This window comes from Streptomyces sp. NPDC057249, assembly GCF_042669245.1.
Lineage (GTDB): Bacteria > Actinomycetota > Actinomycetes > Streptomycetales > Streptomycetaceae > Streptomyces.
The window spans coordinates 14,580-31,244 of the sequence record NZ_JBHUXS010000035.1 but is presented as its reverse complement, the minus strand read 5'-3'; the positions used below and the strand labels follow the sequence as shown (position 1 = coordinate 31,244).

Here is a 16,665-nt window from a genome sequence, read left to right as displayed (position 1 = left end):
ATGCCACGGGCGCCGGGGGCACCGCTCTGTCCGCGCGGAGAGCGACCGGACCGCGGAGCCTCCGCGTCCGCGATGACAAATGTCATGGCGGACCGCGTACATATACATCTGCCGCTACGCGCTCACGCTGCGTAACGTCGTAGGCATGACGCAGACAAGGGACGACGAGGCCGCGGTGGTCTTCACCGGGGTGGTGAAGACGTTCGGACGGGCCGGCCGGAGCATACGGGCGGTCGACGGGATCGACGTGCGGATCGGACGCGGCGAGACCGTGGCCCTGCTCGGCCGCAACGGGGCGGGGAAGTCGACCACCCTCTCGCTGCTGCTCGGCCTCGACGAGCCGGACGAGGGGGCCGTGCGGGTCCTGGGCCGCTCCCCCGGACAGGCGGTGCGGGCGGGGCTGGTCGGCGCCATGCTCCAGGAGGGCCGGCCGATACCCAGGGTGACCGTGCGCGAGCTGGTCGCCTTCGTCGCCTCGACCTACCCGCGTCCGCTGCCGGTCACCGAGGCGCTGGCCCTGGCCGGCGTCACGGAGTACGCGGACCGGCGCATCGACAAGCTCTCCGGCGGCCAGACCCAGCGGGTGCGGTTCGCCGTCGCGCTGGCCGGCAATCCCGAGCTGATCGTGCTGGACGAGCCGACCGCCGCCCTGGACGTGGCGGGGCGGCGCGCGTTCTGGGACTCGATGCGGGCCTACGCCCGGCGCGGCAACACCGTGCTCTTCTCCACGCACTACCTGGAGGAGGCCGACGAGAACGCGGACCGGATCGTCGTCATCGACCGGGGCCGGATCGTCGCGGACGGCAGCGGCGAGGCGATCAAGGACGCGGCCGGGCACAGCCAGGTGGCCTTCGACCTCGCGGGCCGCTCCACCGAGGGCCTGGACCGGCTGCCCGGAGTCGTCGCCGTCGAGGTGACCGGCGACCGCGCCCTGCTGCGCACCGACGACTCGGACGCGACGGTCGTCGAGCTGGCCCGGCTGGGCCTGGTCCGCGGCCTCCAGGTCTCCCGGGCCACGCTGGAGACCGCCTTCCTGGCGCTCACCGCGCCCGGGGAGCCCGCGCCGGCCGGCACCGCCGCGCCTGGGGACACCGCCCGCGCGAGCACCGCGGCCGGGACCGGGAGAAGAGCCGCGGCCAGGACCGAGAAGGAGACCCTCTGATGTTCCGTTACATGCTGCTCGAAATGCGCCGGACCCTGCGGGACGCCGGATTCCTGATCTTCGGCACCGGCATGCCGGTGATGATGTACCTGATCTTCACCAACATCGGTGACAACGGCGCCGACGGCTGGAAGACCGCGTCCATGGTTGGCATGGCGGCGTACGGCGCGCTCGGCTCCGCGATGTCGATCGGTACGGGCGTCGCCTCCGACAAGTCCCTCGGCTGGCTCCAGCAGTTGAGGGTCACCCCGCTCTCCCCCTCGCACGCGGTGGTGGGCCGGGCGGTCAGCGGTTCGGTGACCGTGCTGCCGGTGATCCTCACCGTGCTGCTGGCCGGCGCCCTCGTCAACGGGGTGCGGATGGCGGCCTGGCAGTGGGCGGTGCTGGTGGTGCTGCTGTGGGCCGGCGCGCTGCCCTTCACCCTGCTCGGCCTGGGCAACGGCTACCGGCTGACCCCGCAGGGCACCGGCGTCGTCAACGTCGCCTGCCTGATGGGCTTCGGCGTCCTGGGCGGGCTGTGGTTCCCGCTGGAGATGCTGCCCGAGTGGCTGCGCTCGGTCGGCCGGTTCACCCCGGCCAACCGGTTCGCGGACCTGGGCTGGGCGACCACCGACGGGCACGCGCCGGGCGCCATGACCCTGGGCGTGCTCGCCGCCTGGCTCCTGCTGTTCGGCGCGTACGCGGTGATCTCGTACCGTCGGTCCGCCAGGACCGTGTGACGGGAGCGAACATGCCGGGGACCGGACGACCATCGTTCAAGGAGCGCCGCCGGCTGCGGAAGGAGGGCCGCAGGCCGGGACCGCCGTCGCCGTACGCCCTGCTGCCGTGGCTGCTGATGGGGCTCGGCGCCTTCTCCAACCTCTTCCAGGGCGAGACGCCCACCCCGTGGATCGCCGGCGCCGGCCTGCTGGCCTTCAACTCGCTCTACATCTCGGTGGTGTTCCGGGGCTTCACCAAGGAGAAGCGCGAGAGCCCGGTGACGTACGTCCTGCTGGGCGCGCTGGCCGCGGTCACCTTCGCCCTGGCCATCGGCTACGGGGGCAGCTGGCTGCTGTTCTTCCCGCTGCTCTCGCTGGCCGCCGGCACGGTCCTGCGCCACCGGCTGCTGGCGGTCGGGCTGCTCGGGCTCGCGGTCGCCGCGTGCGCGGTCGCGGTCTGGCGCGACGACAGCGCGTCACCGCCGTGGACGCTGGGGTACGGGACGTTCATCTCCGGGGCCGTGACGTCGGCGATCCTCCGGCTGGCGGAGACCGTGACGGAGCTGCGCGCGACCCGGCAGGAGCTGGCCCGGGCCGCCGTCGAGCGGGAGCGGCTGCGCTTCTCGCGCGATCTGCACGATCTGCTGGGCCACACGCTCTCGGTCATCGTGGTGAAGTCGGAGGCCGCGCGCCGGCTCGCCCCGCGCGACGTGGACGCGGCGCTGTCCCAGGTCGCCGACATCGAGTCCGTCGGGCGCCAGGCGCTCACCGAGATCCGCGAGGCCGTCACCGGTTACCGCGAGGGGAGCCTCGCGACCGAGCTGGACCGGGCCAGGTCCGCGCTGACCGCCGCCGCGATCGAACCGGTCGTCCGGCGCTCCGGGCCGCCGCTCGCCCCGCAGACCGAGGCGCTGCTGGGCTGGGTGGTGCGGGAGGCCGTCACCAACGTGGTGCGGCACTCCACGGCGACGCGCTGCGTGTTCGAGGTCGGCAGGACGGGCGAGAAGGTCCGGCTCACGGTGACCGACGACGGCCGGGGCAGACCCGAGGGCCCCGCGCCCACCCCGGGCATCGGCGGCACCGGGCTGAAGGGGCTCACCGAACGGCTCGCGGCGGCGGGCGGCTCCCTGGTGGCGGGCCCCGGCCCGGACGGCGGCTTCGTGGTCACCGCCGAACTCCCGGTGGACGCGGGCGGTGACGAGGGCGGCGACGCCGACGCGACCCCGGCCCCCGGAGCGGGGGACGACCCGGCCTGCTCGCCTACCCTGGGCCGGTGAACGAGATGCCTCAGGAGCACCCCCCGGCCACGTCCGTCCGCGTTCTGCTCGCCGAGGACCAGGGGATGATGCGCGGCGCGCTCGCCCTGCTGCTCGGGCTGGAACCGGACATCGAGGTGGTGGCCCAGGTCGGCGCGGGCGACGAGATCGTGGCGGCCGCGCTGGCGTCCCGGCCGGACGTGGCGCTGCTGGACATCGAGCTGCCGGGGCGCAGCGGTCTGGACGCGGCGGCCGATCTGCGCGAGGAGGTCCCGGACTGCCGGGTGCTGATCCTCACCACCTTCGGCCGGCCGGGCTATCTGCGCCGGGCGATGGAGGCGGGGGCGGCGGGCTTCCTGGTGAAGGACGGCCCGGTCGAGGAGCTGGCCGAGGCGATCCGCCGGGTGCTCGCCGGGGAGACGGTGGTCGATCCGGCGCTGGCCGCCGCCGCGCTAAGCTCGGGGCCGAGTCCGCTCACCGCGCGGGAGCGGGACGCGCTGGTCGCGTCGGCGGACGGGGCGACCGTCGCCGACATCGCCGCCAAGCTGCACCTGTCGGAGTCCACGGTCCGCAACTACCTGTCGTCGGCGATCGGCAAGACGGGCACCCGCAACCGCATGGAGGCGGTGCGCGCGGCCCGGCAGCAGGGCTGGCTCTGACCGCGTCCGCGCCTCGTCCGTACCGTCACCACCACCCGGGAGCCCGTCCGTTCCATGTCACCTCGAATATCCGTGCTCCGGCGCGCTGTCCCGCTCTGGTCCGTGCCGGCGCTCTGGACCCTGGGCCTCGGGCTCTGGGGGCTGTCGCGGGAGGGCAGCCTGTGGCGGGACGAGGCGGCGACCTGGCAGGTGGCGCTGCGGTCCGCCGCCGAGATACGGCTCATGCTGGGCCATGTCGACGCGGTGCACGGGCTCTACTACCTGCTGATGCACGGGCTCTTCGATTGGTTCGGGCCGACGACCACGACGCTGCGGCTGCCCTCGGTGCTGGCGATGGCGGTGGCGGCGGGCTGTGTGACGGCCATCGGCGAGCGACTGGCCGGGAGATGGGCGGGCCTGGGCGGCGGGATGGCGCTCTGCCTGCTGCCGGCCGTGCAGTTCTACCTCCAGGAGGGCCGCCCGTACGCGCTGGTCGCGGCGGGCGCCGGGGTCTCGACGCTGCTGCTGGTGACGCTGCTCGGCGGGCGCGACCGGTGGGGGCGCTGGGCGGCGTACGCGGGGACGGTGCTGGTCTGCGCGCTGCTGAACTGGTTCTCGCTGCTGATCCTGCCCGCGCACGCGGCGACGCTGGCGTGGAGCGGGGCCGGGCGCCGGGCGTGGGCGCGCTGGACGGCGGCCTCGGCGGCGGCCGCGGCGGGTGCGCTGCCGCTGGTCCTGTACACCTCGGGCCAGTCCGGGCAGGTGTCCTGGATACCGCCGCTGACCTGGCACATGATGATCGGCCCCGCGGTGCTGCTGGTGATCGGCGGCCTCGGGGCCCTGGCGGACCGGCCGGGCGGGCGCCGGCTCTCGGCGGCTTCGGTGGGGCTGCCGCTGCTGGCGGTCCCGCAGCTCGGTCTGGCCGCCGTCTCGCTGGAGAAGCCGCTCTTCCTGGACCGCTACATCCTCTTCAGCCTGCTCGGCCTGGCGCTGCTCATCGGCTCGCTGCTGGGGGCGGCGGTCCGGGCGGCGGCGCCCCGGTTCCCGGCGGCGTCGCGGTGGCTCGTGCCCGTGCTGCTCGCCTGCGCGGTGGCGGCGCTGCTGCCCCAGTCGCTGGCCAAGCGGTCGCCGTCCAGCCGGGTGGACGACGTGCTGGCCATGGCGGCGGACGTGCGCCGGCTGAAGGAGCCGGGCACCGCGGTGGTGTTCCTGCCCGGCGCCCGGCGCGACGCGGAGCTGGTCTCGCCCGAGGCGTTCACCGGGCTGCGGGACATAGCGCTGGCCGGCGGCCCGCGCGCGTCCGGGACGCTGAACGGGGTGGAGGCGGCCCCGGCCCGGATCAGGGACGCGATGCTCGCCCAGCGCCGGATACTGCTGGTCACGGACGCGCCGGGGGCGGCGCGTCCGGAGAACGGGCGGCGGGAGAAGGTGAAGGCGGCCGTCCTGAAGGACTACTTCACCGTGATCGGGGACGAGCGGGTGCGGGGGCGTCGGGTGACGCTGTACGAACGGAAGTAACGACCTCACCCACGATTGTCAGTGGGAGAAGGAGCGGCGCCTGGGGCCTTCGAATCCAAGGCGGAGGAGGGAGTGATGGCGGAGCCGTCGCGACCGACGACAACGCCGGAGGCGGAGGTCCCAGGCGCCGCGACGCCGCTGACAGTCGTGGGTGAGGTCGTGAGGCGCTCCGGCCGGTGGCGCGGGAGCCACAGCAGCATCAGCAGCAGGCCGCCGAGCAGCACGCAGCCCGCCGTGCGGAAGGCCAGGGCGTAGCCGGCGGTGAGGGCGGCCGGGTCCGCCCCGCCGCCGGTGCGGGCGGCGGCGACCGTGGAGAGCACGGCGAGCCCGAGGGCGCCGCCCATGGTGCGCGAGGTGTTGACGAGCCCCGAGACGAGCCCGGCCTCCCCCGGCGCCGCGCCCGACGTGGCCAGCGAGGCGAGCGGGGTCGAGGCGAGCCCCGCACCGGCCATCATGAGCACACCGGGCAGGCAGACCGCGGTGAGGTAGGAGCCGTGCGCGGTCATCGTGGACTGCCAGCCGAAGCCGGCCGCGGTGACGACGGTGCCGATCAGCGCGAGGTTCTTCGCCCCGACGCGGGCCATCAGCCGGGGCGCGCTCTTGGAGCCGAGGACCACGGCGAGCGAGGACGGCATCAGGGCGAGCCCGGCCTCCAGCGCGCTGTAGTCCAGCACGTTCTGCGCGTACACCGTCATGAAGTACCACATGGAGAACGTGGCGGAGCCGATGACGAGCATCGCCGCGTTGGCCGAGGCCACCGCCCGCGACCCCAGCACCCGCAGGGGCATCAGGGGCTTCGCCGTACGCGTCTCCACGAGGGCGAACAGGGCGAGCAGCACGGGTCCGCCGAGCAGCGGAACCAGGGTCGCGGCGGCCGTCCACCCCGCCTCCTCGGTCTGCACGATGCCGTACGCCACGGAGGCGAGGCCCGCCGTGACGAGGACGGCGCCCAGCAGGTCGACGCGGCTGCGCGCGCCCGCGCAACCCTCGGCGAGCCAGAACGCGGCGCCGGCCAGCACGAGCACCCCGATGGGCACGTTGATCAGCAGCACCCAGCGCCAGGACAGCCCGTCGGTGAGCACCCCGCCGACGAGTCCGCCCGCCGCGCCGCCGCCCGCGCCGACCGCCATCCAGGTGCCGATGGCCTTCGTACGGGCCGGGCCCTCGGGGACGGCGGCGGTGAGCAGGGTGAGCGTGGCCGGGGCGAGGACGGCGGCGCCGAGCCCCTGCGCGGCGCGGGCGGCGAGCAGCTGCCAGCCCTCCTGGGCGAGCCCGCCAGCCAGCGAGGCGGCGGTGAACAGGCCGAGGCCGACGAGGAACATCCGCTTGCGGCCGTACAGGTCGGCGGCGCGCCCGCCGAGCAGCATGAACCCGGCGAAGGCGATCGAATACGCGTTGAGGACCCATTGGAGTCCGGTGGAGCTGAGCCCGAGGTCGGCGCGCATCGACGGGAGGGCGACGTTGACGACGGACACGTCGAGCACCACGAGGAACTGCCCGACGCAGGCGGTGAGGATCACCGCCCAGGTGCGGGGGGCGTTCCGCCCGGTGGGCGGTGCGGGCATCGAGAGGTCGGCCATGGGCGTCATACTCGCAGCACCCGCGTGCCCCGTACATCGGTTTCAGGTCGCCACGCCCTCGGTCCAGCGGCGTAGGACCGGCGGTCGAGCCGACGTGGCGCCGCCCCGCTTGCGCACGCGCCCCGCGCGCCGGGCGGGCCGGATGCGCACCCCGCGCCCGGAATACGCCGTAGCCGAAGAAGGTTCACCCTGCACAGACTTGGCGGTCGGTGCTGCCCGCGGCACCGGCCGTGACCGTACGCACGCCCCACTCCCCACCGCCGCCCGGAGGCCGCACGCATGCCACAGACGACGCACGAACAGCCCGGCGCGGAGCTTCCCGATCCGCGCGCGAAGGCGGGCCGGGGGATCGTCCCCGTGCTCGCCTTCGCGGGTATCACCGTCGCCGTGATGCAGACCCTGCTCGTCCCCGTCATCAAGGATCTGCCCGCCCTTCTGCACACCGCCCCGTCCGACGCGACGTGGGTGATGACCGCCACCCTGCTCGCCGGGGCCGTCGCCACCCCGATCATGGGGCGGCTCGGAGACCTGTACGGCAAGCGCGGGATGCTGCTGGCCAGCCTCGCCGTGATGGTCGTCGGCTCGCTGATATGCGCCTTCACCGACGACCTCGTCGTCATGATCGTGGGCCGCGCCCTCCAGGGCTTCGCGATGGGCGCGATCCCGCTGGGCATCGGCATCATGCGCGACGAGCTGCCGCGCGAGAAGCTCGGTTCGGCGATGGCGCTGATGAGTTCGTCCATCGGGGTGGGCGGCGGGCTGGCGCTGCCGGCCGCCGCGCTGGTCGCCCAGCACACCGACTGGCACGCCCTCTTCTTCGGCTCGGCCGGGCTCGGCGTGCTGGCCATGGCGCTGACCGTGTTCGCGGTGCCGGAGACGACGCTGCGCGCCCCCGGCCGGTTCGACCTCGTCGGCGCGCTCGGCCTCTCCCTCGGTCTGGTGCTCCTGCTGCTGCCGATCACCAAGGGCGGCGACTGGGGCTGGGGCTCCCCCACCACCCTCGGACTGATCGCCGCCTCGCTCGTCGTGCTGGTGCTGTGGGGGCTGTTCGAGCTGCGCAGCGACGCCCCGCTGGTCGATCTGCGGACCACGGCCCGCCGCGAGGTGCTGCTCACCAATCTGACCTCGATCATGGTCGGCGTCGCGTTCTACGCCGTCTCCCTGGTCCTGCCCCAGCTGCTCCAGCTGCCCACCTCCACCGGTTACGGCCTCGGCCGGTCGATGGTGGTCGCCGGGCTCTGCGTGGCCCCGCTCGGCCTGACGATGATGTTCGTCGCCCCGCTGTACGCCCGGATCTCCGCCCGCAAGGGCCCGAAGGTCTCGCTGATCCTCGGCATGCTGATCATCGCCATCGGCTACGGGGCCGGGCTCGGCCTGATGAGCGCCGCCTGGCAGACCGTGCTGATCGCGGTGCTCCTCGGCGCCGGCATCGGGCTGGCCTACTCCTCGCTGCCCGCCCTCATCATCGGCGCCGTCGACGCGTCGGAGACCGGCGCCGCCAACGGGCTCAACACCCTGATGCGCTCCATCGGCACCTCGGTGTCGAGCGCGGTGATCGGCATGGTCCTGGCCCACACCTCGACCCGGATGGGCCCGGTCGACGTGCCCACGATGAAGGGCTTCCGGATCTCGTTCCTCATCGCGACGGGCGCCGTGGTCGCCGGTCTCGTCCTGGCCTCGTTCCTGCCGTCCCGGCGCACGGCCACCGCGCCGGTACTGCTGGCGAGCAGCGAGGGCGACGAGGCGGCCCGGCGCGCCGCCGAGGACGTCGAGCCGCTCCCCCTGCCGGCCCCGGAGGGCTTCCGCGGCCGGGTGCTGGACGCGGAAGGGGCCCCGGTCGCCGGGGCCAACGTGACCCTGATCGACCGGCAGGGCCGGCAGGCGGGGCTCACCACCACGGACGGGCGGGGCCGCTGGGCACTGGCCGCCCCGGAGGCCGGCACGTTCGTCCTGGCGGCGTCGGCCACCGGCCACACGCCGCGCGCCTGCCCGGCCGCCTGCACGGCGAACGGCGGCCCCGTCGACACCGACCTCGTCCTGGGTGGTGTCACCGCGCCGGAGCGTCGAACCGCGGTTCCGTCCTGAGCGGCCGGGACCCGTCCAGCCCGGCGCGCACGGCGTCCATGACGGCCTCGCGCGGCCCGGTCCGGCGGAGCGTGCCGTTCCTCCCGCGCCTCCGGCGGAGCCGCTGATCCGGGCCACGCCCGGCACCCCTCCGTACGCCCCCGCCGCAGCCGCCGGCGGGGGCGTACGGCACGATGACGCCGTACCCGTACCGACCAGGAGGAACGCCGTGGCCGCCGAACCCGAGCCGGAGATTCTCGCCGCCTTCCAGGCCGCCAAGGGCTTCATGCCGGTGGTCGAGGGGCTCGCGCTGTACGCGGCGGCCACCGAGGCCGCCGCGCTCGGCCTGCCGCTGCTGGAGGTCGGCACCTACTGCGGGCGCTCCACGATCCTGATCGCCGACGCGGCGCGGGCGGCCGGCGTCACCGCGCTCACCGTCGACCACCACCGGGGCAGCGAGGAGCAGCAGCCGGGCTGGGAGTACCACGATCCGACCGTGGTGGACCCGGAGGTCGGCCGGATGGACACCCTGCCCACCTTCCGCAGGACGCTGCACGCGGCGGGCCTGGAGGACCACGTGGTGGCGCTCGTGGGGCGCTCGCCGCAGGTGGCGGCGGTGTGGGGCGGCCCGCTGGGCTTCGTCTTCATCGACGGCGGCCACACCGACGAGCACGCGAACGGCGACTACGAGGGCTGGGCCCCGCATGTCGCCGAGGGCGGGCTGCTGGTGATCCACGACGTGTTCCCGGACCCCGCGCACGGCGGGCAGGCCCCGTACCGGGTGTATCTGCGGGCGCTGGAGTCGGGCGCGTTCACGGAGGTCTCCGTGACGGACTCGCTGCGCGTGCTGCGCCGCACCGGACCGGGCGTCTGACGGCGGCGGCCTGTTCACGGGGGTTCCCGGCCGGTCCGCGGACGCCCCGGACAGGACAAGGGCCGGCCGGTAGCATCGCCGGGTGCGCCACCACCAGAGCCTTCCCCCCACCCCGCGCCGCCCGCTCCGGCTCGCCGCCACCGCTGCCCTGCTCTGCCTGGGTCTGGCCGGCTGCGGCGACGGAGGCGGCACCGCGCAGGCCCAAGCCGGGCCGAGCGGCGATGCGGCCGGCACCCCGCGGGCCACATCGGCCGCACCGTCACCCTCGCGTCCGGGAGCCGCCTCCCCGTCGACATCGCCCTCCAAGGCCGCCCCGTCCGGGAGCGCCGCGCCCACCGGACCGCTGGCCGGCAGGACGGTGGTCATCGACCCCGGGCACAACCCGCGCAACCACCTGCACACCGCCGCGATCAATCGCCAGGTCGACATCGGCACCGGCCACAAGGAGTGCGACACCACCGGGACCGCCACCAACGGGGGTTACGCGGAGGCGGAGTTCACCCTCGACGTGGCGCACCGGCTACGGGACCTGCTGCGGGCGCAGGGCGCGACGGTGCTCCTGACGTACGACGGGGACCGGGAGTTCGGGCCGTGCGTGGACGAGCGGGCGCGCATCGGCAACAAGGCGCACGCGGACGCGGTGGTCTCGGTGCACGCGGACGGCTCGGCCGTGGGGAACCGGGGGTTCCATGTGATCCTCCCCGCGGCGGTGCGCGGCGGGGGCGCGGACACCTCGAAGATCGTCGCACCTTCGCGCGATCTCGGCACCCGTATCGCCGGTCTGTTCGTACGCAGTACCGGAAGTTCCCCTTCCAATTACGTGGGCGGCAAAACGGGTTTGGACGTCCGCAAGGATCTCGGCGGACTTAATTTGTCGACCGTGCCCAAAGTCTTCATCGAATGCGGCAATATGCGTGATCCCGAGGACGCCGCCCTGCTCACCAGCCCGGGGTGGCGCCAGAAGGCGGCCCAGGGCATCGCGGACGGTATCAGCAGCTACCTCAAGGGGTAAGCAAGGGGTGATTCTGCGATGAATTCGGGAGGATGTTCCCGCACCAACCGGGCAGGAACGCAACCCGCCCGGGCAGACGATAGATTCATCCCTACGATGGGGAGCCGTTCCCGAGCTTCTAGCCGTGCCGGCCGTGTATCCGGCGGCAGCGACGACCGCCCCGACGAGACGATCGACTAAGGACCTTCACGTGAATATCCGCTCCCTCACTCGAGGCGATGGCGTGGTGATCGGAGCAGCGGTCGTGCTGTTCATCGCCTCGTTCCTCGACTACTACGACTACGGAAACAGCAACGTCGACGGCCCCAACTCCTGGGACTCCCTGGGCAACGGCATCGGCGTCTACATGGTCGGAGTGATCGGCGCAGCGCTGATCGTGCTCTCCCGGTCCCAGCCCCAGCCGCGCAAGGTCGCGGGTCTCGACCTCGCCCAGTTCGGTGTCGCCGCCACGGTGTTCACCGCGTGGAACATGTTCTGGACGATCATCGACCTGGGCCAGATCGACGCGGGCGCCGGCCTGATCCTCGGCTTCATCGCCTCGCTGGCGCTGGCCGGGGGCGCGGTCGCCTCGCCGCTCGTCCCGGCCCTGAAGGCTCCGCTCGCCGGCGCCCCCAACCCGCAGGCCGTGCAGCCGCCGTACGGTGGCCAGCCCGGTCAGGGCTACGGCTACCCGGGCGGTCCGCAGCCGGCGTTCGGCGGCCAGCAGCCGGGCCAGCCGCAGCCGTACGGTGCGCAGCAGCAGGGCCAGCCCGAGGCGCAGAAGGCCCCGGCGGCGCCGGCGGCCGGCGGCGGCGAGTTCACCCCGTTCTGGTTCGCGGTGCCGGTGGCCCGCCAGCTGTACGGCGAGGACGGTTCGCAGGCCCCGATCGCCGAACTGGCGCCGGGCACCTGGTACCTCGCGGTCGAGCAGCGCGGTTCGGCGCTGATCGCGCAGACGCAGGACGGCCGTCGCGGCGTCCTCCAGGACACCACGGGCATCCAGCGCGGCTGACGCCCGCACCCCGTCCGTCACAGCGGCCCCTCGCCCCTTCCGGGCGGGGGGCCGTCGGCGTACCCGGGCTCAACCGGCCGCGCGCTTCGGGATCTTGTCCTGCCGGGTCCAGCGCAGCAGCTCGTCGGCCGTCCAGGTGGTGACCACGCGCTCCGGCGGGACCCCGCACTCCTCGGCGCGGGCGCAGCCGTACGCCTGCCAGTCGAGCTGGCCCGGTGCGTGCGCGTCGGTGTCGACGGCGAACAGGGTGCCCGCCGCCACGGCCCGGCGCAGCAGTCCGCGGGGCGGGTCGAGCCGTTCGGGCCGGCTGTTGATCTCGACGGCGGTGCCCGCCTCCGCGCAGGCGGCGAAGACCTCGTCGGCGTCGAACGACGACTCGGGGCGGCCCCGGCCGGTGACGAGGCGCCCGGTGCAGTGGCCGAGGACGTTCGCCTGCGGATGGCGGACGGCGGCGACCATCCGGCGGGTCATCGGGGCGGCGTCCATGCGGAGTTTGGAGTGGACGGACACCACGACGAGGTCGACCTGTTCGAGCAGGTCCTCCTCCTGGTCGAGTGAGCCGTCGAGGTTGATGTCGCACTCGATGCCGGTGAGCAGCCTGAACGGCGCCCACCGCTCGTTGAGTTCGGCCACCTCGGCGAGCTGGCGGCGCAGCCGCTCCGGGGAGAGGCCGTTGGCCACGGTGAGCCGGGGCGAGTGGTCGGTGAGCACCGTCCAGTCGTGGCCCAGTTCCGCCGCCGCGCGGCCCATCTCCTCGATGGGGCTGCCGCCGTCCGACCAGTCGGAGTGCGTGTGGCAGTCGCCGCGCAGCAGCGAGAGCAGGTGCGCGCCGCCCTCCGCGAGGGGTCCGGCGGCCGCCGCCTCGGACTCCAGCCGGTCCAGGTAGCCGGGTGTCTCCCCGGCCACCGCCTCCCGGATCACCTGGGCGGTGCGGGGGCCGATGCCCTTGACCCGTTCCAGCGTGCCGTCCGCGACGCGACGCTCCGCCTCGCCGTCGTCCATCGCGGCGACGGTGCGCGCGGCGGTGCGGAACGCCTGGACACGGTAGGTGACCGCCTTGCCGCGCTCCAGCAGGAAGGCGATCCGTTCCAGGGCCCTGACCGGGTCCATCGGCACCTCCTCACGGGACGGGACGACCGGCGGCCGCCCGTCCAGCTTGGCCCAGCCCGGCCGGGCCCGCACACCGGCCGGGCCCGGGCCGCTCAGCCGAAGGCGGTGTGCTCCAGGACGGAGTCCAGCAGCGCGGCGTCGCCCAGCACCTCCGTCCGGCCGCCGCCGGGGGCGAGGCGGCGGTTGGCGACCAGCATCAGGTCGGTGAGCGGCCCGCGCACCGCCACGTCCGCCTTGCCGTGCGCCCGGCGCCAGGTCACCCCGTCCGCGTCGAATCCGATCAGCCACTCGGCGTCGGGCGCGTCGGTGGCGTGCAGGTGCAGGGTGCGCCCGTCCCGGGGCAGCTCGGCGATGCCGGAGCGGCCCAGCTCCTGCGCGAAGACGATGATCTCCAGCCACTCGTCGATCGTGTCGGCGGCCAGCTCGGGCGTCATCGTGTACGGCGCCTTCGCGGCGAGGGCCGCGTCGGCGAGGTGGACGACCGTCTCGAGGGCCATGCGACGGGCCCAGAAGCCCGTGCTGCGGTCCCAGGACCAGGACCACACCCCGGCGTCGGGTCCGGCCTCCCGCAGCGCCTCGGCGGTACCGGCCGCGCCGTCCGCGAGCCAGGCGTCGAGCGCGGCGGGGTCGTCGCCCGCGGGGCTGTTGTCCGGCACCTTCTCGGACGGGATCGGCTCGGCGGCCCGGTCACGGGAGATCTGGCCGGCCCAGCGGTGGGCGCGGCCGACGTGCTCGGCCAGTTCGCGCAGCGTCCAGTCGGGGCAGGTCGGCACGGTCGCGCCGAGGTCCGCGCCCCGGAGCGTCGCCCTCAACTCGCCGGTCAGCCGGATGATCTCATCGCAGTAGCGCGCGTGCGTCAGAAGTCCCATGATCGCACCCTACGGCGGCCGGGGCGGGGTTGACATGCGGTTATCCACCGAGCTGCGAGGCCGACGGGACCTTGTTCCTCACCTCGGCCCCGGCGCTCTTCCCGGCGTCCTTGATGCCGCTGATGACGTCCTCGAACACGCCGATGTCACCGGCGTCCGCATCGCCGTTGCGGACCTTGGCGGTGAGTCCCTTGAGCGACGCGATGCCCGCGGTGAGCGGGGCGACGGCCTTCGACAGCAGCGGGTCGCCCTTGGCGTTCTCCGTCGCGGCCTTCAAGCGGTTGTAGGCGAAGCCGCCGGCGAGTCCGGCCTTGACGAGGGCGAGGGTGCGCCCGTCGGTGCCCTTCTTGAACTTCCCGGCCCGGTACGGCTTCACGATCCACTGGTACGTGGCGCCCGCGGCGAGCCCCGCGTTGGCGACGAACCTGGTCTTGGCCCACTTCTGCGCCTCGGCCGACGAGGTGCCCGTGGGCGACGCGGAACTGCTCGTACCGCCGTCGTCGCCATCGCTCCCGCACGCGGTGGTGCCCGCCAGCACGGTGCAGGCCAGCAGCAGCGCGAGGAGCAGGCGGCGGAGCGGTACGGGTCGGGGCACGGCGGGCCTCCCTGGCCGGGCGGGGCGGGTGCCGGGTCCCGGCACTCCCCGCCAGGCTGGCCGCGCCCCGGGCGGCCCGCCACCGCTGCGCGGCCGTACGGGTCCGGCCGACGGGTTTCGGCCGGGCGCGAGCGGCAACGCGGAGTGCATGTCCTACAGCAGAGGCAACAGCATCACCGCAGCACGTGTCATCGCCCTCGTGGCGGACGTCATGGCCTTCATTCTCGGCCTGTGGATTCTGATGTACCTGCTCGACGCGAACCGGGGCAACGAACTGGTCGAGTTCGTGCGGGACACCGCCCGGTGGCTCGCGGGCTGGTCGTACGACCTGTTCACGTTCGACAAGGCGTGGGCCAACGTCGTCGCCGGCTACGGCCTCGCCGCCCTGGTGTACCTGTTCATCGGGCACGCCGTGGCAGGCCGCGTCCGGCGCTGACGGAGGCGCTCAGCCGCAGCAGTCCGGCTCCAGACCCCTCGGGAGCCGGTCCCCGCCGAACACCGCGGTGGTCGCCTCGTCCCCTCCGAGCGCGGCCACCGCCAGCAGCAGGGAGCCGGCCGTCCAGGAAGTGTGCTCCTCGGGCCAGAAGGCGCGGTTGCCCTCGAAGACGTACCCCGTCCAGTACAGGCCGCCCTCGGCCCGCAGGTGCTGGACGGACTGGAGGATGTCGAGCGCCCGGTCGGACTCGCCCATCACCCAGAGGGCCAGGGCCAGTTCGCAGCTCTCGCCGCCGGTGACCCACGGGTTCGGCAGCACGCAGCGCACCCCGAGGCCGGGGACGACGAAGCGGTCCCAGCCCTCGTCGATGCGCTCCTTGGCCGCCGCGCCGGTGACGGCGCCGCCAAGGACCGGGTAGTACCAGTCCATCGAATACCGGCTCTTGTCGAGGAAGCGCTCCGGGTGGCTGCGGATCGCGTGGCCCAGGGCCCCGGTCGCCAGCTCCCAGTCGGGCTGCGGCTCCTCGCGGCGTTCGGCGATGGCGAGCGCGCAGCGCAAGGCCTGGTGGATCGAGGACGAGCCGGTGAGCAGCGCGTCCGTCACCGCCGCGCCGTCCGCCTCCCGCTTCCAGCCGATCTGGCCGCCGGGCTGCTGGAGGCGCAGGACGAACTCGACGGCCGCGTAGACCGTGGGCCACATCCGGTCCACGAAGGCGTCGTCGCCGGTGGCGAGGTAGTGGTGCCAGACCCCGACGGCCACGTAGGCGCAGAAGTTGGTCTCCCGGCTCCGGTCGGTCGGCTGCCCGGCGTCGCCGTCGTGGTAGGCGGCGTACCAGGAGCCGTCCGCGTTCTGGTGGCGGGCCAGCCACTCGTACGCGCGCTCCGCGGCGCCGTGCTCGCCGGCCGCGTCCAGGGCCATGGCGGCCTCGGTGTGGTCCCACGGGTCGAGGTGGTGGCCGCGGAACCACGGGATGGCGCCGTCCGGGCGCTGCACGGCACGCAGCGCGGCGACGGTCTCGGCGGCCTGCGCGGCGGTGAGGACTCCGGGCAGGACGAGGTGTTCGGTCCGCTCGGGAAGACTCACGCCTCGGCCTCGGCCTCGGCGACTGCGGCGAGGGGCAGGTGCGGCTTGGTCGCGTAGGCCACGAAGCTCTTGCCGACGACCGGGTTGAGCAGCTGCTCGGCGACCCGGGTCAGGGCGGGCTTCTTCATGATGTCCCAGACCAGCAGCTTGTGGTACGCCTTCACCGGCAGCGCCTTGTCATTGTCGACGCCGAACGCGCACTTGAGCCACCAGTACGGGGAGTGCAGCGCGTGCGCGTGGTGGGTGCCGTACGGCTTGAGGCCGGCGCCGCGCATCTTGCCCAGCAGTTCATCGGCCTTGTAGATGCGGATGTGGCCGCCCTCGACCTCGTGGTACGCGTCGGAGAGGGCCCAGCAGACCTTCTCGGGGCCGTAGCGCGGGACGGTGACGGCGATCCGGCCGCCGGGCCTGAGGACCCGGACCATCTCGGCGAGGACGCCCTTGTCGTCGGGGATGTGCTCCATGACCTCGGAGATGATCACGACGTCGAAGGACTCGTCGGGGAAGGGCAGGTTGAGCGCGTCGCCCTCCATCGCGGTGGCGGTGGCGCCCTCGGGGGCCTCGCCGGCCTCCTTCATCGCGGCGAACCACTTCGCGACTTCGCGGATCTCCTCGCCGTTCTGATCGAGGGCCACCACCTGGGCGCCGCGCCGGTAGCACTCGAAGGCGTGGCGACCGGCGCCGCACCCCAGGTCGAGCACGCGGTCGCCTGCGGCGAGCGGGAAGCGGGTGAAGTCCACGGTCAGCACGAGTGCCTGCTTTCGCGGTCGGGGGTCGGG

At 74.0% G+C, this 16,665-nt stretch carries 16 protein-coding genes; 10 read left to right on the top strand and 6 right to left on the bottom strand.

The annotated features are described in order from the left end of the window. Positions 1-175: 175 nt before the first annotated feature. Genes ACFUJY_RS34770 through ACFUJY_RS34750 form a run of 5 tightly spaced genes read left to right on the top strand, consistent with a single transcriptional unit; the run spans position 176 to position 5,272 of the window. Positions 176-1,162 carry an ABC transporter ATP-binding protein gene (locus tag ACFUJY_RS34770; protein WP_383307124.1) on the top strand — a complete coding sequence of 329 codons (987 nt, stop codon included), beginning with the start codon at positions 176-178 and terminating at the stop codon, positions 1,160-1,162. Next, on the top strand, positions 1,162-1,881 hold the full coding sequence (locus ACFUJY_RS34765; RefSeq protein ID WP_383307121.1) for an ABC transporter permease: 720 nt from the start codon (positions 1,162-1,164) through the stop codon (positions 1,879-1,881). Before ACFUJY_RS34770 ends, ACFUJY_RS34765 begins: the two co-directional genes overlap by 1 nt. A gap of 11 nt (positions 1,882-1,892) precedes the next feature. Next, complete coding sequence (locus tag ACFUJY_RS34760) at positions 1,893-3,137, top strand: sensor histidine kinase (RefSeq protein ID WP_383307120.1); 1,245 nt, start codon at positions 1,893-1,895, stop codon at positions 3,135-3,137. A gap of 5 nt (positions 3,138-3,142) precedes the next feature. Further along, positions 3,143-3,775 (top strand): response regulator transcription factor, encoded by a 633-nt coding sequence (locus ACFUJY_RS34755; RefSeq protein ID WP_093710821.1) that lies wholly within the window; start codon positions 3,143-3,145, stop codon positions 3,773-3,775. A gap of 54 nt (positions 3,776-3,829) precedes the next feature. Continuing rightward, a complete protein-coding gene (locus tag ACFUJY_RS34750; protein WP_383307118.1) occupies positions 3,830-5,272 on the top strand; it encodes a hypothetical protein in 1,443 nt (480 codons plus the stop codon). Positions 5,273-5,277: 5 nt separating this feature from the next. Here the strand turns inward: ACFUJY_RS34750 and ACFUJY_RS34745 are convergent, their stop codons facing one another. Then, positions 5,278-6,861 carry an MFS transporter gene (locus tag ACFUJY_RS34745; RefSeq protein WP_383307116.1) on the bottom strand — a complete coding sequence of 528 codons (1,584 nt, stop codon included), beginning with the start codon at positions 6,859-6,861 and terminating at the stop codon, positions 5,278-5,280. Between the two features lie 270 nt (positions 6,862-7,131). On the opposite strand from ACFUJY_RS34745, the gene ACFUJY_RS34740 reads away from it, so the two are divergent. The 4 genes from ACFUJY_RS34740 (at position 7,132) to ACFUJY_RS34725 (ending at position 11,793) form a co-directional block, all read left to right on the top strand. After that, positions 7,132-8,937, top strand: a complete 1,806-nt coding sequence (locus ACFUJY_RS34740; protein WP_383307114.1) for an MFS transporter — start codon at positions 7,132-7,134, stop codon at positions 8,935-8,937. Between the two features lie 208 nt (positions 8,938-9,145). Continuing rightward, positions 9,146-9,790, top strand: coding sequence for a class I SAM-dependent methyltransferase (locus ACFUJY_RS34735; RefSeq protein ID WP_383307112.1), 645 nt, complete (start codon positions 9,146-9,148; stop codon positions 9,788-9,790). Between the two features lie 82 nt (positions 9,791-9,872). Beyond that, on the top strand, positions 9,873-10,802 hold the full coding sequence (locus ACFUJY_RS34730; RefSeq protein WP_383307110.1) for an N-acetylmuramoyl-L-alanine amidase: 930 nt from the start codon (positions 9,873-9,875) through the stop codon (positions 10,800-10,802). 223 nt (positions 10,803-11,025) lie between these two features. After that, positions 11,026-11,793 carry a hypothetical protein gene (locus ACFUJY_RS34725; protein WP_383307108.1) on the top strand — a complete coding sequence of 256 codons (768 nt, stop codon included), beginning with the start codon at positions 11,026-11,028 and terminating at the stop codon, positions 11,791-11,793. 69 nt (positions 11,794-11,862) lie between these two features. Here the strand turns inward: ACFUJY_RS34725 and ACFUJY_RS34720 are convergent, their stop codons facing one another. The 3 genes from ACFUJY_RS34720 to ACFUJY_RS34710 all read right to left on the bottom strand — a co-directional run bounded on the left by ACFUJY_RS34720 (position 11,863) and on the right by ACFUJY_RS34710 (position 14,367). After that, entirely contained in the window at positions 11,863-12,903 is a 1,041-nt protein-coding gene (locus tag ACFUJY_RS34720; protein ID WP_383307106.1) for a PHP domain-containing protein, read from the bottom strand. 92 nt (positions 12,904-12,995) lie between these two features. Next, the gene (locus ACFUJY_RS34715) at positions 12,996-13,772 is read right to left on the bottom strand and encodes a maleylpyruvate isomerase family mycothiol-dependent enzyme (protein ID WP_383307104.1); all 777 of its coding nucleotides are present in this window, start codon (positions 13,770-13,772) and stop codon (positions 12,996-12,998) included. A gap of 40 nt (positions 13,773-13,812) precedes the next feature. Then, positions 13,813-14,367 carry a hypothetical protein gene (locus tag ACFUJY_RS34710; RefSeq protein ID WP_383307102.1) on the bottom strand — a complete coding sequence of 185 codons (555 nt, stop codon included), beginning with the start codon at positions 14,365-14,367 and terminating at the stop codon, positions 13,813-13,815. Between the two features lie 148 nt (positions 14,368-14,515). Between ACFUJY_RS34710 and ACFUJY_RS34705 the strand changes: the two genes are divergently transcribed. Continuing rightward, entirely contained in the window at positions 14,516-14,803 is a 288-nt protein-coding gene (locus ACFUJY_RS34705; protein ID WP_383307100.1) for a hypothetical protein, read from the top strand. A 9-nt stretch (positions 14,804-14,812) separates the two neighbouring features. Here ACFUJY_RS34705 and ACFUJY_RS34700 read toward each other — a convergent pair whose 3' ends face one another. Beyond that, positions 14,813-15,886, bottom strand: a complete 1,074-nt coding sequence (locus ACFUJY_RS34700; RefSeq protein WP_383307098.1) for a prenyltransferase/squalene oxidase repeat-containing protein — start codon at positions 15,884-15,886, stop codon at positions 14,813-14,815. Then, on the bottom strand, positions 15,883-16,635 hold the full coding sequence (locus ACFUJY_RS34695) for a class I SAM-dependent methyltransferase (protein WP_383307096.1): 753 nt from the start codon (positions 16,633-16,635) through the stop codon (positions 15,883-15,885). The genes ACFUJY_RS34700 and ACFUJY_RS34695 overlap by 4 nt, the downstream gene beginning before the upstream one ends. Positions 16,636-16,665 lie beyond the last annotated feature (30 nt).

What these genes read in the sequence shown, in the direction of transcription:
- ACFUJY_RS34750 (WP_383307118.1), top strand. Translation starts at nt 3,830, where the DNA reads ATGTCACCTCGAATATCCGTGCTCCGGCGCGCTGTCCCGCTCTGGTCC.
- ACFUJY_RS34715 (WP_383307104.1), bottom strand. Translation starts at nt 13,772, where the DNA reads ATGGGACTTCTGACGCACGCGCGCTACTGCGATGAGATCATCCGGCTG.
- ACFUJY_RS34765 (WP_383307121.1), top strand. Translation starts at nt 1,162, where the DNA reads ATGTTCCGTTACATGCTGCTCGAAATGCGCCGGACCCTGCGGGACGCC.
- ACFUJY_RS34745 (WP_383307116.1), bottom strand. Translation starts at nt 6,861, where the DNA reads ATGACGCCCATGGCCGACCTCTCGATGCCCGCACCGCCCACCGGGCGG.
- ACFUJY_RS34755 (WP_093710821.1), top strand. Translation starts at nt 3,143, where the DNA reads ATGCCTCAGGAGCACCCCCCGGCCACGTCCGTCCGCGTTCTGCTCGCC.
- ACFUJY_RS34720 (WP_383307106.1), bottom strand. Translation starts at nt 12,903, where the DNA reads ATGGACCCGGTCAGGGCCCTGGAACGGATCGCCTTCCTGCTGGAGCGC.
- ACFUJY_RS34705 (WP_383307100.1), top strand. Translation starts at nt 14,516, where the DNA reads ATGTCCTACAGCAGAGGCAACAGCATCACCGCAGCACGTGTCATCGCC.
- ACFUJY_RS34740 (WP_383307114.1), top strand. Translation starts at nt 7,132, where the DNA reads ATGCCACAGACGACGCACGAACAGCCCGGCGCGGAGCTTCCCGATCCG.
- ACFUJY_RS34760 (WP_383307120.1), top strand. Translation starts at nt 1,893, where the DNA reads ATGCCGGGGACCGGACGACCATCGTTCAAGGAGCGCCGCCGGCTGCGG.